Origin of the sequence: Streptococcus oralis subsp. dentisani (genome assembly GCF_002096615.1) — a bacterium.
In the GTDB taxonomy this organism is placed as follows: Bacteria; Bacillota; Bacilli; order Lactobacillales; family Streptococcaceae; genus Streptococcus; species Streptococcus oralis_U.
Genome location: NZ_NCUX01000030.1, coordinates 36,664 through 58,016, shown reverse-complemented (window position 1 = coordinate 58,016; position 21,353 = coordinate 36,664). Strand labels below are relative to the sequence as shown.

Annotated in this window: 19 protein-coding genes and 1 tRNA gene; all 20 read left to right on the top strand. The window is 37.5% G+C overall.

The window, feature by feature from the left end; translation table 11 throughout:
• The 20 genes from B7708_RS03795 (at position 1) to B7708_RS03700 (ending at position 21,310) form a co-directional block, all read left to right on the top strand.
• Positions 1 to 2,706 carry a phage tail tip lysozyme gene (locus B7708_RS03795; protein ID WP_084973869.1) on the top strand — a complete coding sequence of 902 codons (2,706 nt, stop codon included), beginning with the start codon at positions 1 to 3 and terminating at the stop codon, positions 2,704 to 2,706.
• 117 nt (positions 2,707 to 2,823) lie between these two features.
• Positions 2,824 to 3,375, top strand: coding sequence for a hypothetical protein (locus B7708_RS03790; protein WP_239822457.1), 552 nt, complete (start codon positions 2,824 to 2,826; stop codon positions 3,373 to 3,375).
• 10 nt (positions 3,376 to 3,385) lie between these two features.
• Complete coding sequence (locus B7708_RS03785; protein WP_084973865.1) at positions 3,386 to 3,625, top strand: hypothetical protein; 240 nt, start codon at positions 3,386 to 3,388, stop codon at positions 3,623 to 3,625.
• The gene (locus tag B7708_RS03780) at positions 3,618 to 4,520 is read left to right on the top strand and encodes a hypothetical protein (RefSeq protein ID WP_084973863.1); all 903 of its coding nucleotides are present in this window, start codon (positions 3,618 to 3,620) and stop codon (positions 4,518 to 4,520) included. Before B7708_RS03785 ends, B7708_RS03780 begins: the two co-directional genes overlap by 8 nt.
• A gap of 1 nt (position 4,521) precedes the next feature.
• A complete protein-coding gene (locus tag B7708_RS03775) occupies positions 4,522 to 5,070 on the top strand; it encodes a DUF3801 domain-containing protein (RefSeq protein WP_084946234.1) in 549 nt (182 codons plus the stop codon).
• A complete protein-coding gene (locus tag B7708_RS03770) occupies positions 5,067 to 6,902 on the top strand; it encodes a VirD4-like conjugal transfer protein, CD1115 family (protein WP_084973861.1) in 1,836 nt (611 codons plus the stop codon). The genes B7708_RS03775 and B7708_RS03770 overlap by 4 nt, the downstream gene beginning before the upstream one ends.
• Positions 6,903 to 6,971: 69 nt before the next feature.
• The gene (locus B7708_RS03765; RefSeq protein ID WP_239822455.1) at positions 6,972 to 7,166 is read left to right on the top strand and encodes a hypothetical protein; all 195 of its coding nucleotides are present in this window, start codon (positions 6,972 to 6,974) and stop codon (positions 7,164 to 7,166) included.
• A 65-nt stretch (positions 7,167 to 7,231) separates the two neighbouring features.
• Positions 7,232 to 8,338 (top strand): hypothetical protein, encoded by a 1,107-nt coding sequence (locus B7708_RS03760; protein WP_084946232.1) that lies wholly within the window; start codon positions 7,232 to 7,234, stop codon positions 8,336 to 8,338.
• Between the two features lie 62 nt (positions 8,339 to 8,400).
• Positions 8,401 to 8,628, top strand: a complete 228-nt coding sequence (locus B7708_RS03755) for a hypothetical protein (RefSeq protein WP_084946231.1) — start codon at positions 8,401 to 8,403, stop codon at positions 8,626 to 8,628.
• Entirely contained in the window at positions 8,625 to 9,980 is a 1,356-nt protein-coding gene (locus B7708_RS03750) for a hypothetical protein (protein WP_084946230.1), read from the top strand. Before B7708_RS03755 ends, B7708_RS03750 begins: the two co-directional genes overlap by 4 nt.
• Before the next feature lie 11 nt (positions 9,981 to 9,991).
• Complete coding sequence (locus B7708_RS03745) at positions 9,992 to 15,010, top strand: PBECR4 domain-containing protein (protein ID WP_084973859.1); 5,019 nt, start codon at positions 9,992 to 9,994, stop codon at positions 15,008 to 15,010.
• Between the two features lie 48 nt (positions 15,011 to 15,058).
• The gene (locus tag B7708_RS03740; RefSeq protein ID WP_084911294.1) at positions 15,059 to 15,367 is read left to right on the top strand and encodes a hypothetical protein; all 309 of its coding nucleotides are present in this window, start codon (positions 15,059 to 15,061) and stop codon (positions 15,365 to 15,367) included.
• Between the two features lie 154 nt (positions 15,368 to 15,521).
• Entirely contained in the window at positions 15,522 to 15,956 is a 435-nt protein-coding gene (locus tag B7708_RS03735; RefSeq protein ID WP_239822454.1) for a plasmid mobilization protein, read from the top strand.
• A complete protein-coding gene (locus tag B7708_RS03730; RefSeq protein WP_084946228.1) occupies positions 15,947 to 17,629 on the top strand; it encodes a helical hairpin domain-containing protein in 1,683 nt (560 codons plus the stop codon). Before B7708_RS03735 ends, B7708_RS03730 begins: the two co-directional genes overlap by 10 nt.
• Positions 17,630 to 17,718: 89 nt before the next feature.
• Complete coding sequence (locus B7708_RS03725; protein ID WP_084973857.1) at positions 17,719 to 17,865, top strand: paraquat-inducible protein A; 147 nt, start codon at positions 17,719 to 17,721, stop codon at positions 17,863 to 17,865.
• A complete protein-coding gene (locus B7708_RS03720) occupies positions 17,862 to 18,668 on the top strand; it encodes a ParA family protein (protein WP_084973855.1) in 807 nt (268 codons plus the stop codon). Before B7708_RS03725 ends, B7708_RS03720 begins: the two co-directional genes overlap by 4 nt.
• 52 nt (positions 18,669 to 18,720) lie before the next feature.
• Positions 18,721 to 18,954 (top strand): hypothetical protein, encoded by a 234-nt coding sequence (locus B7708_RS03715; protein WP_084925247.1) that lies wholly within the window; start codon positions 18,721 to 18,723, stop codon positions 18,952 to 18,954.
• Between the two features lie 147 nt (positions 18,955 to 19,101).
• The gene (locus tag B7708_RS03710) at positions 19,102 to 20,469 is read left to right on the top strand and encodes an ISLre2 family transposase (RefSeq protein WP_084873490.1); all 1,368 of its coding nucleotides are present in this window, start codon (positions 19,102 to 19,104) and stop codon (positions 20,467 to 20,469) included.
• 379 nt (positions 20,470 to 20,848) lie between these two features.
• A complete protein-coding gene (gene rplS, locus B7708_RS03705; protein ID WP_001068669.1) occupies positions 20,849 to 21,196 on the top strand; it encodes a 50S ribosomal protein L19 in 348 nt (115 codons plus the stop codon).
• Between the two features lie 42 nt (positions 21,197 to 21,238).
• A tRNA-Arg gene (locus tag B7708_RS03700) sits at positions 21,239 to 21,310 on the top strand.
• Positions 21,311 to 21,353 lie beyond the last annotated feature (43 nt).

The window sequence follows — 21,353 nt, the reverse complement described above, 5'->3', positions numbered from 1 at the left end:
ATGAATCAGGATCAAGGCAGACCAAACACAATCGGTCATAAGTTAGATCAAAAACTGGAGACGGCTCGGAATAATTACCGAACTGTTCAACAAGATAGTGCTAAGCAAATGAAGGAACTAAAAGAACAAACACGTTCTAAGCGCCATATAGTGAGGAAGAGTCGTAAACAATTTAGAGCTTCAAAGGACAAGGTAAAATCTCTAAAAAAAGCATATAAAAGTTTACAGAAACAAGGAAAATCATTAACTCCAGAAGGTGCTAAAAAGCTAACATCACTCAAGAAAGAGCTCGATAAGGCAAAACTAGAGAAGAGAGTTGCTAAAAAAGTCTTCAAAGTTGCTCAAGAGGCTAACGGTGGTTCACGTAAGAAGAAGTTTTATCGTGCTACTAAACAGGCTTTAGAACGTTCTGCGAGTCAACAAGCTAGTTCTGCAGCGCATCAGGATGATACGCTATCAGATTTAGCACGAGCTAAATATCGGTATCAGGATATTCAGATTCAAGGGAAACGTATCAAAACGATTGGGAAATATAGCGGTAAGCTTGGTCAAGGAGTAGTTAAATCAAGTTATGGCCTAGGAAATAGATTCTATAATAAGGCTAAGGGGAGAGGTTTCACCCGAACTCCAAGAGAGTTTTCCTGGGAAGGAAAACTCTCTCGTCGTATTCAGGATTATAAAAAACGCTTGGCTGCTTCTAAAACTGGGAAAGCTGCCAAGAAGGCTAGGAAGGTCTACCGTTTTGGATCTAAACCGATTAAAGCTATTATCAAAAATCCGTTTGGCTTTAAGGCTTCTCTGATTGCTTTTGGTTTACTTTTATTTTTGGCTATACTTGGTATTGGTAGTTCAGGTATCACCCGTCAAGATGAGTTTGATATGAATGATACCTGGTTGTATCTTTCAAAATTGGATCGTGAAAAATCTAATGACAAAGTAGATTATTGGACAAAAATTGACGATCCGCTTTTGTACTTGAATTATAAGTATGATGATATTTCAGATAAACTTCGTATAGACGGGAACAAGTATTTTTCGCAAAATAATCGTGGGAAACTTTACTTAGATACCTTATGGAAGAATTTGAATGGGGATAAAGATAATCTTAAAACAATGGAAGATCTTTATACTAAAAATGACCTCTACAAGTTGAGTGAGGATGAGTTAGAAGAGTATAAAGAACTCTTAGAAATTGCTCGAGATAGCGGAAAATATATGTTGCTTCAAGAGTTGGATAATCCGTTTTATACGGATGATCAGCCTGAATCGCAAACTCCACTTCAAATTATTGAGCGGTTTGGGTATAAAACTAAGACGGAAATTTTTAATGGTTCTGTTTTGCAGGCCTCAGGTGGTCAGACTCTATTAGCCGTTTTAGATGGGAAAGTCGAAGTAAATGGTAATGATCTAGAAATCAGTGATGAGAATTCCAAGTTTCTGTATAAGAACGTAGATACGATTCGTTACAAAACAGGAGACCATGTTAAGTCTGGGGATATTATCGGAAAGGTGGCTGCTGAAGGAAATCAAACAGTCTATTATCAAAAGCTAGAACCTGATCGATCAAATAAGAAAGACAAAGATGGTAATGTTGAAAAGAGTTGGACCTATGTCAATGTCGGTTTTTACTTCCAGCGTGTAGAATACACACAAGCAACGTCTGTTGTCAGTGATATTGAAACATCTGGAGAGAAAGGGAAACGTGCAAGAGCTTTTGCGGATGCAATCAAAAAGAATATACCAGAAGCAACTGTTGAAGGGATTGCAACTGTTTTAGGAGGATTTGATATTGAGAGCTCCATCACTTTTAAACGATATGAAACGGACTACCTAACCAATAATCAGTTTGATAAGGTTGCTAAAGAGCCTACTGCAGAAAATCTAGTTGGCAACTGGGGAGCCTTTCAAGCTATGTATCCTACCTTACCTTTAAACGAAAGAGGTTACCTGGTCAATGGATTGCACTATATCGGAATTGGGATTGGTCAATTTACTGGTCCTCGTGCTCTTGCATTGTGGAATTTTGCAAAAGCTGTGAATGGAGATATTTGGTCTGCAGAAGTTCAAACAAAATTTCTGCTAGAAGAAGATGATCCAACTAGACGGGCAGCCTTTAGAAGAATTGTGACTTCAACTGGATCCGTAGAAGCCCTTTCAGAGGACTTTTTAAATGCTTGGTTGGGAGTTCCGGGGAACAAGCTTTTAGAACGGCAATCTGCAGCTCGTCAATGGTTGAACTTCTTAAAAAATAAGGGAGGTGGTTCGACAGGTATATCTAGCCAGCAAGTTCCAGCAGGATATAAAGATAAGCTCCCTTATGGACTACCTACAGATCAAGCAATTTTAGAAGGTCAAGGTTATTCAGGTAATGCTTATGAACTAGGCAATTGTACTTGGTACGTCTATAATCGCTTTGCTCAAATTGGGATTGGAATTTATCCATATCTGGGTAATGCCAATCAGTGGGTTGACAGTGGTCAAGTTCAAGGATATGAAATTTCAACGACTCCAAAACCAGGTTCTGCAGTTGTATTCATGAATGGTGTAGCTGGAGCATCGCCAATCTATGGTCACGTTGCATTCTGTGAGTACGTTAATAGCGATGGTAGTTTCTTGATTTCAGAAATGAACTTTGGTGGTTTATATGTAACGACTTGGCGTACCTTGACACCACAATCAGGCATCTATTTTGTTACCCCTAAATAAGAAAGGAAAAGAATGTATAATCAAAAGTTAATCAAAATGGTAAAGAGACTCCTTATAGGAGCCGTCGCCGTTTTATGTATTGTCCTGGGCTATTCTATTGCTCAAGTACAACAGAATTTGAGACAGAATAGTCAAGTTCAGGAAGAGGCGAAGCAAAAACCAGAAGAGAAACAACAGGAACAACTATCTCTTACTGAACAGCAGGTCGAGGACTTTCTAATTGCTTACTATACCAAAAAGGATTTAGAAGAGAATCGTCCGCGATATAAGCCTTTTATGACTGATTCTATGTATCAGGAAACTGTTCAAGAAGAACAAAAGCCAGTCAATCAGACCTATAAGGGGTATGTGGTTGACCAATCTTATGAATCAGGCTCTATCTACATTGATAAAACACATAAAGTTGCTTTAGCTCAGATTAAATATACTAGTACAACCTTAACAGAAAAAGATAATCGAGATTCTAAGGGGCTTACTGGTACCACTAAGGCTACAATTCGGTTGACCTATGTGGAGCAATCAGGGAAGCTATTGATTAATAAAATTGAGCCGATCGTCTTGACTGAAGCAAAGGGGCAAAGTATAGAAACTTATTCAGATACTAGCAGTTCAAGTTCGACTTCAGTTTCCTCTGCTGAACAAACGACCTCATCCAGTAGTAGCCGATAAGGAGAATTGAATGAACAAGAGAATAAATCAACTTGAAACTAAACTTGAAAAAATCAGGAGTGACAAGGCGAAAGCGCAACGACAAAAAGAAGAAGCGATTGACAAAATCAAGAACTACACAGTCCAGGAAAGGGATGTGGAGGCTCAACTTTTCGTTGCCCTTTCGGAAGAAAGTGGGCTATCTTATCAGGAAATGAAGGATCTAATCCTTCCAGCACAATCAAGTAACCAAGGAGTGAACCATGTATAAAATTATCAATCAACAGACTAAACAAGAGGAAACATTTGAACATCGAGACGAACTGTTTTCAAAGCTAGAAATCATCAACGAACGAATGAAGAGTAATAAAATAAACGGAATCTATCTAATCTATTCTCTCAATTCTGAAGGTGAAACTCTACAAGAACTTAGTCTCGAAATGCCTTTTGTTGGAATCATTGATCAGTTGCTGGAAAATTTTGGTACGAGTGTTGGGAAGAAAAAAAGAGGTTTTCTTCATTTTTTGGCAAAACATAAAGAAAAGAAGTCCACACAAGGCATACCAGAACCCCAGTCTCAACCCGAATTCCAATCAGAACCAGATCCTGAATTAGAAGATCTAACGGTAAAGAAAGAGGCGAATATGGCTCGTCAAAGAATTGCTGAGCTAGTGTCTCAAAAGCCTCAAGATGAGGTTGGAGAGGAATTGACTTTGGAAGATAAAATTACCTATTCTTCTAGTCAATGGACTACAGAGAATTTCAGTAGATTGGACGAAAAAGAGGAAGAACAAGTAGAACCTTCACAAGATGAAAATACACAGGATGCAGCTACAGAAGAAGTATCACCGGTTGTTGAAACATTTACTCAGAAAGAGAATAAAATGATTCCTGATCAAAAGGTTGAATCTTCTTTCTCTCTTTCTCATGCGACTACAGTAAATTTACCTTCAGAGGTTATTGATAGCTTTGAGGCTCAGACGATTACTTATAAGCAATCTATTAAAAATAAAATCAAATCTAACGAAGATTTTATCAAAGAAGCAAACGAGGAAATTGCCCAGTGCCAAAATAGGATCGATGAGTTGCAACAACAGATTTTGACTAAAGAATCTCAAGCCACTCAATTGAAAGATCTTTATTTCAAAATTGAAGAGGTGAGCTAAAATGGAACAAGAACAAGTGGTAGCCCAGTTAGGACGGGCAACTCTTGTGACAGGAGAAGTAATTTTAAAAGGTCTTTTCCTGGTGTGCTCTAAAGGAATTGAAACTTATCAAGCCAGAGGGGAGAATGTAGTCTTTACTGGTGAGACAGACTGGAATAAATTCATGGCAACAGCAGATGCTAAAGAAGTCCAGCAATTATTACATAATGAAGTCAATCTCGAGGCAGTTCGAAAAGAACTTGGCCAATACGGGATTGGCTTTTCTTTTTATACACACCCTGATGGTAAGACAACTCTTGCTTTCAATGCAAAAGATAAAGGTGTTGTCGAACAAGCCTTTAAGGATGTACTAGAAGGGATCACAAGAGATCCGAAAGGATTCAATGATCGGAATCTTAAAAATGGTAAAACAACTTCTTTTGAGGAGAAATTGAAACATTTCAAAGCAGTTGAACAAGAGAAAATTGCTTCCCTGCAGGTAAATATTCATACCAAGGAATTTGTTCTTCCGGAAAATATCGAACCACAGATTGGAGGGAAAATGAAGTGATTACAGAAAAGAAGAAACGGAGACTTAGGCCGTATTTGTTGTTAGGACTAGGTCTATTCTACCTCTTTCATTGGCTCTTAAAATTGTGGCTGTTAGCACCAGATACCGATTCAGTAACGGATGTATTTGGACTTGGAAAGCTTAACTGGATGAGCGACCATCTAAGCGATAAATCTTGGATTGATTTTCAATTTACTCCTGCTTCTTTATTGGTTGGTATGGGCGGATTTCTGATTGCTTTTTTGCTGTATTTGAGGGTAACGGATACAGGTACGTACAGGTATGGGGAGGAGCATGGGTCGGCACGTTTTGTGACCAAAGAATGGTTGATGCGATTTCGAGACAAAGAATCAGAAAAGAATATGATCTTTACTCAGAATAGCCAGATGGGACTATTTAATAACCGCTTGAGCTATGAAAATCAGATTAATAAAAATCTTCTGGTGTATGGAGGTACAGGGGATTCAAAGACACGTAGTGTTGTAAAACCAAATATTTTACAAGGCAACTCTAGTTTTGTAACCACAGATACCAAAGGGATTTTGATTCATGAGACAGGGAAATCACTTGTCGAAAAAGGTTATAAGATGAAGATTTTTGATTTGATTACTTTCCTAAATTCAGATGGTTTCAATGTTTTTAGATATATTCACAATGAAATGGATATAGACAGGGTAGCTGAAGCTATTACAGAAGCTCTAAACAGAAATGGTCATGAGAGTGATCCTTTTTGGTCGGCAGCCAATAAACTCCTGATGCGTTCTCTAATTGGCTATCTTTATTTTGATAGTCAGCTCGATCACTATCTGCCAAACCTGGGTCAGGTTACAGATATGATTCGAGAATTGAGACGGAATCATCCAGAAGCGGAGAGTCCGGTTGAATTGATGTTTGAAGACCTGGAGAGAAGGTGTCCAGGGAATTACGCCTGCAGACAGTGGAGTTTATTCAATAAAAACTTTGACGGACAGACACGTACTTCTGTCTATGCTATTTTTGCGACTACATTCTCAGTATTTGATCATGAGCAACTAAGAAAGATTATTGAAAAAGATACACTGGAAATTGAAAAATGGAATATTGAGAAAACAGCTGTTTTTATTCATATTCCAGAAGTAGATCCAGCTTATCAGTTTTTGTCTGCTCTTCTTTTTAGTACCATTTTTGATGTGCTGATAAAAACTGCAGATGCTGTCATATTAGGTAAGTATCCAACAAAGACTAAGGAAGACCTATTGCATATACAGGTATGGGCGGATGAGTTTGGTCAGATTGGCAAGATTCCTAATCTGCCACCCCTCATCTCTGTTATTCGTTCTCGAGAGATTTCTATCAAAATGATGGTGCAATCTCAAAGTCAGATTGAAGTATTGTATGGTAAAGAAAATACGAAGACGATTCTCAATAACTGTGGTGCCATTCTTTATTTAGGTTCCAATGACCCAGATACGCTTAAGCATTTATCTGAGCGAACAGGGAAGCAGACTTTAAATGATCAGAACTATACGGAGAGTAGAGGGAGAAATGCCAGCAGTTCCAAGCAGAACTCTAAAATTGGTCGGGAATTGTTGACACCGCATGAGGTTGCTACAATTGGAACAACGGAAGCCCTACTCTTCCTATCCAAACAAAATGTTTTTAGGGATCAAAAATTTAACCTGGATACGCATCCGAGAGCCTATCTCTTAAGTAATGGCCCAAACGATGACAACTGGTATTGTTACAAGCGCTATCTAAGCGATATTGATGAGTGGAAAGACCAGGTTGGGGAAGAAAATGTTATTCATATCGATATTGAGGAAGTGACGGCTGCTCCTCTTGAAGTAATTTAGGAAAGAAATGAAATCTAATGGAATTTTATGACTCTTATTGCGTTTTAATTGCTATAAATTGGGATCAGTATGTGTGGCTGCATCAGGAAGGCAAAAAAAATAACCTGGCATGAAAATTTTGCTCATGCAGGTTTTTTTCGTGATTTTAATACAGCTAAAAGGGTAGCGGAAACTCATTTATTAGAAACTTTTGGAGCCATAGGCTTCTATAAGATTGTTGGTTTTTCTACAGATGAACTTGGATATATCGAAACCAAGAACTAGAAAGTACAGTCTGTCTTAGTTGTTCTTATGGTATAATAAAGACAAATACCAAAAGGAGGTAACCCATGGCAGTTTCAAAATTTTATGCCGTTGCTAAGACAAAAGATGGTCAGAAACGTGTTGTAAACGCATTTGAAGCTCTTAAACTAGCTGATGACAATCCTTGGAATTATCCTACAGATAAGATTAACGGTGTATTTTACGACTTGGAAACCGAGCTAAAAGTAAGCCCATCTAACGGTCGCACAAATTTGAAAACTCGAAAACGTGGCCAGGCTTTTTTCCGATATTTTACTGGAGAATCAAGCCCATTAAGGGACAAGCCGGGGAGCTTCTCCTATACGCCTGAATTAATTGCTTTTCTTTCTGCCTTTGAAGTAATTCAGAAGTTTCAAATTCAGGAGGGGGAGACGACCATTATGATTTTTCCAGAGCGTATTGCTAAACTTCAAAGGGTGCCTTTTCCAGACGGTGGGTATTCTATTTTAAAGTTTTATATGAAGTTGGAGGAAACCTATCCTTATTCGGCATATTATCGATTCAATGGTATTTTAGCAATTGAGTTCTATGTATCTGGAAAACCAAGTCGTCTGAAACGAGCAGAGTTAGCTAGAAAGGGCATCCCTCTTTTTGAAGCCAAGGCCTTCTTTCCAAAGTGGATTCAGGAAAGTCTTCCGGAGGAGTTTGAAAATCCTGAGGAACTAGCAACTATTGCAAAAGAAATTCGAACCACTTATCAAGATAGAGATTATAAACTCTATGGACGTTTTCAAAAAGAACACATGATAACACCAGATAACGAAAGGAAGTACCAAACTTTGAAAACTTATGAGGATCAGTGCCAAGAACTTAAGGATGAAATTAAGCTGTTGAAATCATCCTACGATGAAAAATTTGAAAAAGTGAAACAACTTTCAGAAGATATCAAGCAGGCCGAAACACTCTTGAGAAAGTATCACGAAGAGGAGGAGTATTACAAGAAGTTAGAAAAGGATAATCAAAAACTAGAAGAAGATAAACGAAAACTGAAGCAGGAAAAAGGAGCGATTCTCACTGAAAATCAACGTCTAACCAATGAATCACAACGTTTACGTAGATTGAAAAATGTAGCAGAAGAGAAGATAGAGTCTTTACAAAGACGATCGTTCTGGCAAAGACTTTTCAATAAATAAAAATAACAGGTAATGAAACAGTTCTAAAAACAGAGCTGTTTTTTTGATGAAAGGATAATCAAATGGATTTAGAACAATTGAAGCAACGACGAGATGAGCTGATTAAAGATAATGAGTGGGCGGATGGTTTAATTAAAAAGAAGGAAGAAGAACTATGGGAAGTGAAAGTGAGAACGATTGCAGCTTCTGAGCTAGCGAGATCGGCATTGGAATCGGCTGTACGTTCTGCAGGGATTGTAGATACCTTTTATGGCCCAGATAATGGAAAGAAAGGGAAGGAAACAGAATGAATACACTATTACAAAAACAATTTAAACGAATGAAGCGTGAAGTTGAGGAAGAAACTGCTCGAGGGATTGGTTATTTTGAGGGGATTTTAGAACATATCCCTTCTTACCCCCTATCCGAAGCAGTAAAAGAGTTGGCTTTAGCTGGCTGGATTACTCCTCATACAGATGTCATTGATGTCCAAAATATGATTGTTACAGAATCTATAAAATGGATGAATTATCAGGATTTCAAAGAAGTTGCACCCTACTTGTTTTCTTACCCTCGAGAACAACGAGAGAAAGATTTATTGGTTCGACCAGTGAAGATCTCCAGAGAGTATTTTGAGGAATTACAAGCCAATGCAGAAGAATTATTTCATTTGAAGCAAGACTTGCTTCAGATTAATAATCAATTAGATGCTAAAATCCAGGAATTGGAGATGGATCAGCTACCAAATGGTGATCAGGTCATTGGAGTTGATCTGGAAGCTGAGGAGGTATTGTTACTACGAACTTCAGAAAATGCTCAAGTTGAGGAGTGGGAGGTTCGTAAAGATGGCTTGATTACTGATTATCGTTCCAATCTTTCAGAATCAGCTCAAATTGTAGAGGCTTTGCTTGAAATGAAAAATTCAGAGATTGATACTATTCTCTACGAGGAAGTAATCAACTATTCCAAGAGAACTTGGCCAGATTCGGAGCCAATACAACTTCCAGAAAGTATCAAGGAAATGTTGAATCAAGAAGCTAAGCTCGATCCATCATATTATCAAATAGCCCAGTTTGAAACATTAAGACAAGCCTATATCTATGGGATGATTTCACCTAGCTTTCAGGAACATTTTCCTCATTATTCAGATTTCGTTAGGAACTATGTCGAAGATAGGGAACAATATGAATTTTTCGACTATCGTACAGAAGCAGTTTCTCTAGCTCAGGAAATCTTAGTCCCCCGTTTAGACGATATTAATCGGATTTTAAGCACTAACAATCAGGAGCTAATTGTTCAAGAAGTCACTGGGTATTCTCAGGGTGAAAGCTGGGATCTGGCCTATTTGAGGAATACAAAAGCTGAAGATCGAGAATCGGTTCAGTTCTATCTTGAAAATGAAATTGGAGCTTGGTATAAGGGAAGTTTGACAGAATTAGCTGTTATCCGATTTGAGGATATCGATCCGGAGAAGGGCTTCAATGGCCAGCAGGAAGCTGTCTATCACATTGATGATAACTTGTTACTTCAGGATAAACTCAAACAAGTCCAGCACCTTATTCCTGATTTAGAGCGTTTCGTAGAAGCAGAAGAAGTTGAGAAACAGCTTAACCAGACTCAGGATTTAGCAGCAGAAAAAGAAGCGTCAGAATATTCATTGTAAGGAGGTAACAGATGCCATTAACGAAAGAAGCGACTAAAAACCTATCTATCCTTTCTGTTGCGGAACAGCTGGGAATGGAGTTAAAGCGCACGGGGAACTATAGCTATACATGGACAGAACACGATTCATTTGTCATCGATGTAAGGAAGAATGACTTTCATTGGAATTCTCGATCAGAATTTGGAGATGTGATTCAATTAGTTCAAACCATACGAGAAGTTTCTTACAAAGAAGCCATGAAATTCTTGGAGACTGGAGAATTTACGGAAGTGGATTTGGCGGTTCAGACGGCCTCAAGAGAGCCTTTTCGCTATAGCTTAGAAAGATATGAGCATCCAGATTTCAACGCTTCCAGAAGCTATCTGAGGGATCAGAGAGGTCTTTCAGATGATACGATTGATTTCTTTTCGAGTCAGGGAAGCATGGCGGAAGCCACTCGAAAAAAAGGAGATTATTTTGAGCCTGTGATAGTCTTTAAGTATAAGGACAACACAGGCTTTTTAGCTGGAGCAAGCCTTCAGGGAGTGGTCGAAAACCGGGTACACTATCCGGAACGTGGTCGCCTAAAACAAATTATGAAAAACTCAGACGGCCAACTTGGCTTTTCAGTGGATATTGGAAAGCCCAAGCGTTTAGTCTTTGCGGAAGCTCCAATCGATCTAATGAGTTATTATGAACTTCATAAAGATAACCTTCAAGATGTCCGACTAGTTGCTATGGATGGGGTCAAAGAGGGCATCATTAGCCGACGTTTTATGGAATTGTATGCAGAGATGAACGATAAATCCTATCAAATAGATCAGAATACTGGAAAAGCTCTAGAAACTGTCGTCAACACAACGGATTATTTCAAAGACGGCCAGCATCAGGATATGATTACGCTGGCTGTAGATAATGATGCTGCAGGGCAGAATTTTATTACTCGCTTACAAGAAAAGGGCATTCCGGTACAGATTGCCATTCCACCTATTGTCCAGATTGACCAGAAAAAGGAAGATTGGAATGATTTCCTGAAGAGGGAGAATGAAGCTCCTAAAGAGCTGGCGCACGTTTACATAGCAGATGAAAAGTCCTGGCATTACCATGGCTATTTTTCAAAAGAAATAGCTCTCGCAAAAGCGCAAGAGCTAACTGCAGATGATGTAAAAGCCTTTGTCTCAGCTAGACAGCTGACAAAGGAAGAAGTCCATCAGGAATATACAAGGATTATCAATCAAGAGAAAGAAAGGAAACATACCATGTCTGAAGTACATGAGGCAGGGGCTGAATACGAAACAGAAAAGCCAGATAACAGCCGTTTGGCGCAAGCTAAACGAAAGCTAGAGCGACTCAAAGGAGAAGCTGATGAGGCAATCAATGCGGCCTATTCTCATCAATCCCTAACGAATGGCCAGCCTATGAATGATAAACGTGGTGGGGGCCGTTTTATGCAGAAGCAAGAACAAATTGAAAATCGTGTCTTCTCTAAATTGGATGAAATCAAGGAACAAGAAGAGCGAATTGAAAGACTCCAGGAAAGAGAAGACAGAAAAGCAGCAGGTCTCAACCGGCAGGGGAATGGTCTGGATATGAGTGTCCAAAATATTCCCCGTATCCGGGAAGAAATTGAGAAGGCAGAACGTGGAGAATCGAGTTATAGGCCTGAAACTATCAAGCGTTACAAAAAGGAATTAGAGCACCTAGAAGCCATTCAAGATAAAGTTGATGGACTGGTTATTCAACCAGAGACACAAGCTTTAATTGATTCTGGAGAGGTCAAGCAGTGGGCTAAGCAGCCAAATATCTACTTTGTAAAAGGGCTACGTCGAGTTGCTTTGGAATTGACCGAGGAAGGGAGATTTGAACTATCTCCTAAATATCGCCCTAATACGGATGAGGAAAAAGAGGTGGTAAACAAGTTACTGTCCAAACAAAAAAAGCAAGGTGAACTAGTCCTAGAAGATGATCAGAGTTCTGAATTGAACATAGATAATAGCAGTCTATCTCCAGAAGATGCGGAATGGCTGAAGCAGAACTGGGATAATATCAGCTTTTCAGTAGAGCCTAAAAAACAGATGGTTATTGATTCAGATAAAACAGTGACCTTTGAAAAACCTTCCAATCCTCTTGGAGATTCTAGTAGAGCACTGGAAGAAAATCAGAGCACAGAAAAAGCTCTTGGGAAGTCTCAAGAGCAAAATATGAATTCAGAGTATCAAAAAAATGAGAGGACCAATGGTAGTCAGGGGTCTTTACAGCCCAAGGCTGAAGGCAGTCCCAAACCCGTACCAGAAGTTGGTACCTTTGAACGCTCTGTTACCAGTCGCCCTACGTTATCCTCTCATTTATTATATTTTAGCATAAATGAAGAGTTCCAGTCAAGTAACGATGGCCACTATCATTCTATTTCCTCGCATGAATTAGCTAAATTGAATCGTCCAATTCGTAGTCAAACTATTCAGAATGCAGCGCAGTATTATTTGGATGAATTAGCCAATTCTAAAATTTATTATGTCACTCCTGATAAGACTGTTCAAGTGAATTTTGAAGAAAAGCACTTCATGCACTTGACGGGGATTAAACCACTTGCACCAGGGCAGACACCTGAAAAAACTTTACGTGATTTTGCAGAGGGAAACGGGCACTTTGATAATATTCTTTTGGCTAACAATGATGCAGCTTTTGACAAAATCAACGTCCTGTCAGATCTTTCAGTAGCAACAGAAAGTACGTCTTTCTATTTTGATGATTTAACTAATCTTAGACGATATAATGGGCGCTTTGACAGTCTTATAAAGTCTGATGATAAAGATATTATTTTACTGTTTAAAGAGCTGGAAGAAGAAAATTATATTCCAGTATCAGTATTTCAATCTAGAGCCAGACTGGTCAAAGAACTGGAGACGGCAGATAAAACTCCTATTCTTGCAGTATTCCGTGAACGTAATGGCCACATTGAACAGCTATCGATCAATGAGGACTATATTAAGGATGGGGGCAAAGAATTGCAATCCATTATGAAAAATGGCTTGTTTGAGGAAATCCAGCCTGATGCAACTAAAGAAATTGAACAGATTGCTCCAGAGAACACATCGAATAAAACTTCACTTGATTCAGCTACCTTTACTCAAGTCTTAGATACTGTTTATAATTTAGGTGTGCCAGGTGACATCTCAAAAACTCCAGAAGAATTTCATCAATCCTGGAATCAGTATCTTGACTATGCGAAACAGTACAATGATAAATTTGATCAGATTGTTGCTGCAGCTGGAGAAGATCATCTTTTAGATACAAATTCAGATTTTTATAAAGAATGGAAACAAGATTATATCTATAAGGAGAACTACCATGTACGACTTCAATGGGCTGAAGAGCGCCCAGATGGGCCTAAATTGCCATTTAAAGAAACAGAGCTGATATCTTATCAAGATTTTGCTAAGGAACTATATAAGGCCAATCAGAGCTTCTATCAGCTACATCAGGAAGGGCTACAACAAGTAACTGGTGGTCACCCAGAAGCCTACATCTCTCCAACTAAAATCCAGTTTAGTATCTACGCTCCTGATGGTGAACTGATCCAGGATGGCATCCGTTACGATATTGGGGACGAGATTAACCCAATCGCTCACAAAGAAAGACTTGGAACACGAGAAATGCGAGAGCATCCAGAGTTGATGAAGATAGATGAGACATTATTCAATCAGTATCATCTGGAGAGATTGGCGAGTGAACAAACCATCGAAAACATTCGGGATGAATTTGAGAAATCACAAGTCAAAAATTTGCAAAATACACCAGATAATCCATACGAAAAAATTTATCAGTATAACCGAAAAGATGAGAGGGATCGTGATTTGGATGGTGATGGTATTTCCAACTCCGATGAGATGTTGCAAGGAACAGATCCCTACAATGCTGCTTCTAACCTTCATAAAAGGCAGGAAGATAGAGAAAGAAGGACAGATGCTGAAGTGGAGACTGGAGCTATTATCACCGAAGCAATTGCTGCTAAAAGTTCAGAACAAACCATTTCCCAGTTAGTCGCAAATAAAGATACAAAAGCTTTAGCTGAACACTTGAAAGAGGGAATGAAGAACTATTTAGATTCGGAACAGTTTAAATCGTTCTTGGATATGATGAGTAAGTTTCACAACTACTCACTCAACAATATTCATTTGCTGAAGATGCAAAATCCTAATGTTTCCCGTGTTGCAAGTTTTAATAAATGGAAAACAGATTTTGACAGAACAGTTAAAAAGGGTTCAAAAGCTCTGAAGATTTGGGTTCCGTATCAAGTGAAAACTAAAATTCCTGTTAATCAAAAGGAGTTGAGTTTTTCTCCGTCTGAGAATGAAATGGAAGAGAAGGAAGTCACTGTTACTCGATTCAAATTAGGGAATGTCTTCGATGTTTCTCAAACAGAAGGAAAAGAATTGCCAAAAGCAATTAATGAATTAACTGGTTCTGTCAAAGATTATGAAGATTTATATCGAGCAGCCAAAGCAGTTTCGATGGATAATCAGGTTTCTATCAGTTTTGAAGAAATTAAAAGAGGAAGCGCAAATGGTTATTACTCTCCAGATGAAAATAGAATTGTCATTTCAAAAGGATTAAAGGGTCAAGAACAGATTCTAAAAACAATCTTTCATGAAATGGCTCACTCAGATTTACACAGAGGAACTAATGCCCAATATGGGGACGACCAATATCGTAAGCAAGAATTACAAGCTGAAAGTGTAGCCTATGTCGTAGCTAATCATTTTGGTTTTGATACGAGTAGTTACAGTTTTGGATATTTGGCTATTTGGGCGAAAGATAAAAATGGTTTTGAAGATATGGTGGAACAACTGCAGATTGTTCAGAAGGAAGCAAAAAGTTTGATTGATCGAATGGATGCTAAGTTAGAACTGGTGAAAAATAAAAGTGTAACGAAAGATAAGTTTGCTTCTAAACTGAAACAGGCAAAAGAAAAATCTGAGCAATTGGGTAATCAAAAGGCGGAGGCTGTAAAGCAGGTGGAAGAAAAAAAGTTCCTGAGCAGCCCTCACTAATGGAGGCACTAATCCGTCGGAAGAAAAACAAAAAAGGAGAAACAGAAGATGATTGAAAATCTAAGACAAGAAACTTTTGATATTTTAATGGAGATATTTTTTGAGAATGAGGCTACAGATTCGCCAAAAGTAAATGAAGTCAATCAGCATATTTCTCGTAAAGAATGCCTCTACATTCTTCGTAGAGATATGCGAATCAAAACAAACTATGAGTTAGAAGAAGTAGAAATGTATCCCATTGCACTCAAAGAAATTGAAGGAATGAGTGATGAAAGATTTGAGCAACTAAAAGACGAAATATTAAAAATGGAGCTGGTTGATACAATGGAGCTTCTACTGGAAGACTTAAAAGTTTAGTCAAACTTTTCCCTCGTGATAGAACAACATTCCTGCTTGCAGGGATTAGGGGATTGGGGATTTCCCCAAAGATTTAAAAAGTCAAGAATAGTCAGGGGTGAACCCCTGACTATCTTTGACCTTTTTAAAAACAGCATTTGGGTACCCAAGTGCTATGCTTGCCAGAAGAAAAGGGGCCCTAGGCCCTCAAGCAAAAAAGTCAGAAGAAAGGATAATTTTTTTGAACAATGGAGAAAAACGAAAACGAATGATTCAGAAGAAAATTCGTTTAACGGAAGAAGAGGCGCGATTTATTTCAACAAAGGTTGCAGAATCTGGAATGACAAATTTTAATGCCTTTGCCCGAATCATGTTGATTATGGGGGAGGTCAAAATCTTAAATTTTGAAGAATTGAAAGAATTGCGAAAGGAAATAAATCGAATAGGGGTCAATATAAATCAGGTCGCAAAAAAGGTGAATGAAGATGATCAGGCCAGTCTAAATGAATTGAGCCAGATTCTTGAATTGCAGAAACATTTGAAAGATACCGTCAATCAATTTATTCAAAAACAGGAAAATCAAACAAAGGAACAAGAGCGATGGTTGTAACAAAAGTTCTTCAGATAAAAGGAGTGGCTTCATTAGGACGATCTACAAAATATATTGAGGATGAAGCAAAGACGGTCGAGCTGACTGATACAAAAAGTTTAAATAATGCTTTACGCTATATCGAGAATCCATCTAAAACGAGTTTCTTAGAACAAGATGAACAGATTGAATTTCCAGCAGTGGTCAAAGATGGTCGAGTAGTCAAGCAACTGGTATCTACTTATGGAATTACAGATGCCAGCACAGCGACAGAAGAATTTCTTTTGACCAAAAAGAATGCTGCTCAACGAGCAGGGACAAAAGAACTATCTGATATTCAAAACCCGAATCGAGTTTTAGCTCATCACATCATTCAATCATTTTCTCCTGAAGATGATTTGACTCCGCAAGAAATTCATGAGATTGGCCGTAAAACAATTTTAGAATTAACTGGTGGACAACATGAATTTGTCATAGCGACTCACATGGATAAGGGGCACATCCATAATCATATTATTTTCAATTCCACCAATTCGGTTACGTTAAAAAAGTTTCGATGGCAAAAAGGAACGAAAAAAAGTTTAGAGAATATCTCAGATAAGTATGCGGATTTAGCTGGAGCTAAAATTCTTAAAGAGAAATTATGGACTAATCGAAAATCGTATCATGCCTATCGCAAAAAAAATTCTTTTCGCTATGAGATTAAATCTCGTTTGGATTTTCTTTTAAAACATTCGACCTCATTAGAAGATTTTAAATCTAAGGCCAAAGCTTTAGATCTTGTTGTTGATACTTCAGGGAAGGAAATAAAATATCGTTTAACTGACCAAGAACAAACAAGAAATGTTCGGGATCGTACTCTATCCAAAAAAGGAAATTATTCTTTGGAGAAAATTTCTGAGAGAGTAGTTGGTAACGAGGTGACCTTCTCTGTCGATGAAATTAAATTTGAATATGAAAAAATGGTTGCGGAACGAGAAGATGATTTTGAAATGAGAATCACAGTTGAAGAATGGCAGGTGATGGAAGAAACAAAAAATGGGATCTATCTTGAAATGGAATTTGGGATTAGAAATAAGGGAACCATTCTTATTCCAGCTCATCAGATTGAAAAAGCAGAAGATGACTCTTATGAAATTTTTATCAGAAAAAATGACTTCTACTATTTTGTTAATCCTGAACACGCTGATAAGAATCGTTACATGAAGGGAGAAACAGTCGCTTCCCAGTTGTCGTATGATAATGGAGAAATGATTATCCGAAAAAATCCTAAAATCTCAACTTTGGATCAGCTTGTTCGTGAATATAATTATCTATCCGCTCATGGAGTGACAGAAGGACAGCAATTTGATGAATTGTTAAATCGTTTTGAAGAAGAACTAGAAGAAGTAGATAACTTGCTTGATAAATTAGATCAACGCTTGGGTGAGCTTAATAAAATTCAGTCTGCATTTCTTGCATTGGAATCAAGCAATCCTCAGGAAGTGAAACTAGCTGTTTCTATTCTGAAAGACTTGAGAGTAGATCCTAGCACTCGCAAGGCTGAGATTGATAAACTTGTTAAAGAGGCTACCTTTGAACGCCAGGCTTTGTATCAACGAGTAGAAGCAATTACAAAAGATTATAAGCTACATCAAGACATTGAGAAAAATGTGGAGCAGCGTAAGGATAGAGAAACTTCATTACAAAAATAAATATAAATATAAATATAATTATAAACATATTTACAAATATAATTATAATGGTATAATAGAAGTATAGAAAATAACAAGGAGATAGGTAGATGGCAGAAAAATCTCATTGCAAAATTTGCGGTTGCACTTGGAACAATGCTTGCTATGCTCCTGACAAAGGAGCTTGTTGGTGGATAGATGAAGAAGAAACAATGTGTAGCCATTGCTATTACGGATGGAATGGAGAAATAGAATGAAAATTATTACATTTGCCGCTATTAAGGGCGGTGTTGGGAAAACAACTTTAACATTTAATTATGGGGAATGGTTGGCTAAGAAAGGTCATAAGGTTCTCTTTATAGACTTAGACCATCAATGTAATTTGACTCAGTGTTATAATATCTATGAGAGTAAGAATACAATTGCCAATGCTTTTAAAGGTGGCGACGTGGATATTAAACAAGTTAAGGAAAATATCAGTCTAATTCCAGGTTCAGTTCAGCTTGACACGGTGGAACGAGATCTGGAGAACAGCGATAAGAAAAATATGTTACTTTATCTTTGGCTAGAGGATAACTACGAAAAGAAGAAGTTGGATCAGTTTGACTATATCTTGATTGATTGTAGACCAGACTTTGCAACAGCTACTAAAAATGCTGTTGCGGTCAGTCACGCTATTATTAGTCCCTTGACTCCCTCGGAGTTTGGTTATAATGCCAAATTCAATCTCTCAACTCGGTTAGAAGCATTCAGAAAGGATGTAATTGACTATCGTACAAGGGAATCATACATTACTGCTGAGTTATATTTCTTAGCAAATATGATCCGACCGAACTATGGATCATCAAGAGAGTTACTGGAAGCTCTGGGGCTTGAAGCTAAAGAAAAGGGAACAGACAACCTTCTAGGAATTGTACCAGCAAAAGAGTTATTCAATCATTCCACGATTGATAAAATCTCTATTGCAGATATGGAGGAAAATCCAGAACTTTATCAAAAACACAAAAAGTTTTTCATTGAGCTGGAGCAGACTTTTTCAAAAATTTATGATACAATATAATTATATTTATAAACACAAATACAATTATAAATATAATTAGAAGGAGATTATCATGGCATTTACCCCTAAGGAAAAAGAAATATCACAGATCATTGAAGCGAGCAGCCAACTTGATCGGACTCCAAATGAAGTCGCAGTTGAGTTTGAAAGCTTTGAACGTAAGAAACAATTTCAGTTTACTTTGAAACCAAGCAATCGGAAAAAATTGGATGAAATTGCTAAAGCAGCCGGCGCAAAGTCTGCATCAGATTACCTTGATAAACTGATTGAAAACCTATCACTATAAATATAAATATAATTGTAATTATAATTTTAATCAAAAAACCTTTCCTTATAGGGAAGGTTTTTATCTTTGCTGACAAATAACATTTGAACTCTTGAACTAAAATCTTTATACTTTTTTATTATGATTTTAGTTGGGAGTGTTTTTAATTTGGATACAAAAATTATTGATGAAAGAGAATTTGTAGAGAAATTTAAAGAGAAAAATCTACAAGGATTTCATAAATTTGTAAGTGACTATGACAACTATATTGCTCCCACAATGAGAGCTAGAGGCTACAAATTTGTAAACTATGCTGAGAGAACCGTTACTTTTACGTTTGGCCAGGTAACTTTTTCAAGAAGGCGCTGGTATAAGAATGGGAAATGTAGGATTCCAGTAGATGAGAAGTTAGGTTTGGAGAAACGTATTGCCTATTCCAAAGAACTGCTGTATCAAATCACTAAACTAGCTACAATGTTACCGTATCGGAAAGTAGTGGAAGTTATTGAACTGATGTACCAGGTTTATATTACTAAAGACACGGTGTTAAAAGCGATTAAACTAGCAAGTCAATTGTTAAATGAAAAAGAAAATTATCGTTTCTATAGCGATGAAGTACCTGTCAAAAAAATTGAGGCTCCTGTTATTTATCTTGAAGGGGACGGTGTCTGGATAAAGGTCAGTGGACGTGAAAAAGAACAACAGAATAAAGAATTATCTCATTTTGTCATCCATACTGGAACGGAGGAGTACGGAAAGAGGAAAATTTTAAAAAATAAGGTGGAAATTGTGTCATCCAATAATCGAATAGCAAGGAAAAAAGTAGTAGATTATATTTATAATCACTTTAAAATTACATCAGATACTCTACTTGTGACAAATTCAGATATGGGTCATGGATATACTCCACATTTATTTAAAGAGATATCAAATGATCTAGGAATTAAGCATCATCAACATTTTTGGGATAGATACCATCTAAACAAAGAAATAAAAAAGTTGGTCAAGCCGTATTCAGAAGAGCTACTAGATCAATTTATGAAAGCTATAGATAGCCATTGCAAGCAGAAATTGAAAACAGCTATTGATACTCTAGAATCATTAGTCCTGCTTAATCGGAACGAAAAAAAGATTGATACCTTTACGGTTTTTAAGAATAGAATTCTTGGAAATTTTAAATATACGCAGCCACCTGAACAGAGGAATCTAGATACAGCAAGTTTAGGAATCATGGAAAGTCAGCATCGCAAAATAAGTTATCGGATGAAAAATAGAGGGATGTATTGGTCATTAAACCATGCCGATGCGATGTCCCATCTTATTTTGCTGTCTTACAATCAAGAACTCCGAGATTTATTTTTTGGTAATTGGAGAAATGAATATGAAAAATACCACTCAGAAGGAATGAGCAGTGCAAAAGTACGAAAAAAGATTAATCAAGCTCCAAGGAGTTTAGGAACGATTGTAAATGCTTCTTGGAAGGGGCGAAAGCAGAGAGATAAACAACGTTTTGTAGGGAAAAAAATAAATAGATAGTATGCTTCAAAACGGTTCAAACTCTTGACTTACAGGAAGAAATAGTGTATAATATTCTTATAACTAAAAAGAGGCACGCAGCAACGTACCTCTCATAAAGATAAACAATTGGTGCTTGTTTATCAGTAAGATTAATACTATCAGAAATTTTAGTAGATGTCAAGGCTGAGCAAGTAAAATTGTTTAGCCTTGTTTTTACATTTCCGTTTTTGATGTATTTTTTTACTACCTCAAAAGAATAGACACAAACTTCTGCTATAAATTTCTTTACTTTTAGGTGGAAATTTGGTAAACTGTATCTTGTGCGTAATGGACGCACAAAAATACAGTTTATCCGCTGAGGAAGGTTCCTCAAGATTGACAAAGATAGGAGAATAAAATGAATCCATTAATCCAAAGCTTGACTGAAGGTCAACTTCGTACAGATATTCCATCATTCCGTCCTGGTGACACTGTTCGTGTACACGCGAAAGTTGTCGAAGGAAACCGTGAACGTATCCAGATTTTTGAAGGTGTTGTTATCGCACGTAAAGGTGCTGGCATCTCAGAAAACTACACAGTTCGTAAAATCTCTAACGGTGTAGGTGTTGAGCGTATCTTCCCAATCCACACTCCACGTGTTGAAAAGATTGAAGTTGTTCGTTACGGTAAAGTACGTCGTGCGAAATTGTACTACTTGCGTGCACTTCAAGGTAAGGCAGCTCGTATCAAAGAAATTCGTCGTTAATTCGACTAAAAAACTCTGCTTATTCAGCAGAGTTTTTATCTAGCTCCCTTAGTTCAATGGATATAACAACTCCCTCCTAAGGAGTAGTTGCAGGTTCGATTCCTGCAGGGGGCATTTTAAGTAATGCAAAGAAAAGCAAAGAATATGCAAAGTGTTT

Bases quoted from the DNA above. Each gene is read 5' to 3' on its own strand.
- B7708_RS03735 (WP_239822454.1), top strand. From the start codon at position 15,522: ATGCTTGCCAGAAGAAAAGGGGCCCTAGGCCCTCAAGCAAAAAAGTCA.
- B7708_RS03720 (WP_084973855.1), top strand. From the start codon at position 17,862: ATGAAAATTATTACATTTGCCGCTATTAAGGGCGGTGTTGGGAAAACA.
- B7708_RS03780 (WP_084973863.1), top strand. From the start codon at position 3,618: ATGTATAAAATTATCAATCAACAGACTAAACAAGAGGAAACATTTGAA.
- B7708_RS03715 (WP_084925247.1), top strand. From the start codon at position 18,721: ATGGCATTTACCCCTAAGGAAAAAGAAATATCACAGATCATTGAAGCG.
- B7708_RS03745 (WP_084973859.1), top strand. From the start codon at position 9,992: ATGCCATTAACGAAAGAAGCGACTAAAAACCTATCTATCCTTTCTGTT.
- B7708_RS03730 (WP_084946228.1), top strand. From the start codon at position 15,947: ATGGTTGTAACAAAAGTTCTTCAGATAAAAGGAGTGGCTTCATTAGGA.
- B7708_RS03740 (WP_084911294.1), top strand. From the start codon at position 15,059: ATGATTGAAAATCTAAGACAAGAAACTTTTGATATTTTAATGGAGATA.
- B7708_RS03785 (WP_084973865.1), top strand. From the start codon at position 3,386: ATGAACAAGAGAATAAATCAACTTGAAACTAAACTTGAAAAAATCAGG.
- rplS (WP_001068669.1), top strand. From the start codon at position 20,849: ATGAATCCATTAATCCAAAGCTTGACTGAAGGTCAACTTCGTACAGAT.
- B7708_RS03760 (WP_084946232.1), top strand. From the start codon at position 7,232: ATGGCAGTTTCAAAATTTTATGCCGTTGCTAAGACAAAAGATGGTCAG.
- B7708_RS03750 (WP_084946230.1), top strand. From the start codon at position 8,625: ATGAATACACTATTACAAAAACAATTTAAACGAATGAAGCGTGAAGTT.
- B7708_RS03795 (WP_084973869.1), top strand. From the start codon at position 1: ATGAATCAGGATCAAGGCAGACCAAACACAATCGGTCATAAGTTAGAT.
- B7708_RS03725 (WP_084973857.1), top strand. From the start codon at position 17,719: ATGGCAGAAAAATCTCATTGCAAAATTTGCGGTTGCACTTGGAACAAT.
- B7708_RS03775 (WP_084946234.1), top strand. From the start codon at position 4,522: ATGGAACAAGAACAAGTGGTAGCCCAGTTAGGACGGGCAACTCTTGTG.
- B7708_RS03755 (WP_084946231.1), top strand. From the start codon at position 8,401: ATGGATTTAGAACAATTGAAGCAACGACGAGATGAGCTGATTAAAGAT.
- B7708_RS03765 (WP_239822455.1), top strand. From the start codon at position 6,972: ATGTGTGGCTGCATCAGGAAGGCAAAAAAAATAACCTGGCATGAAAAT.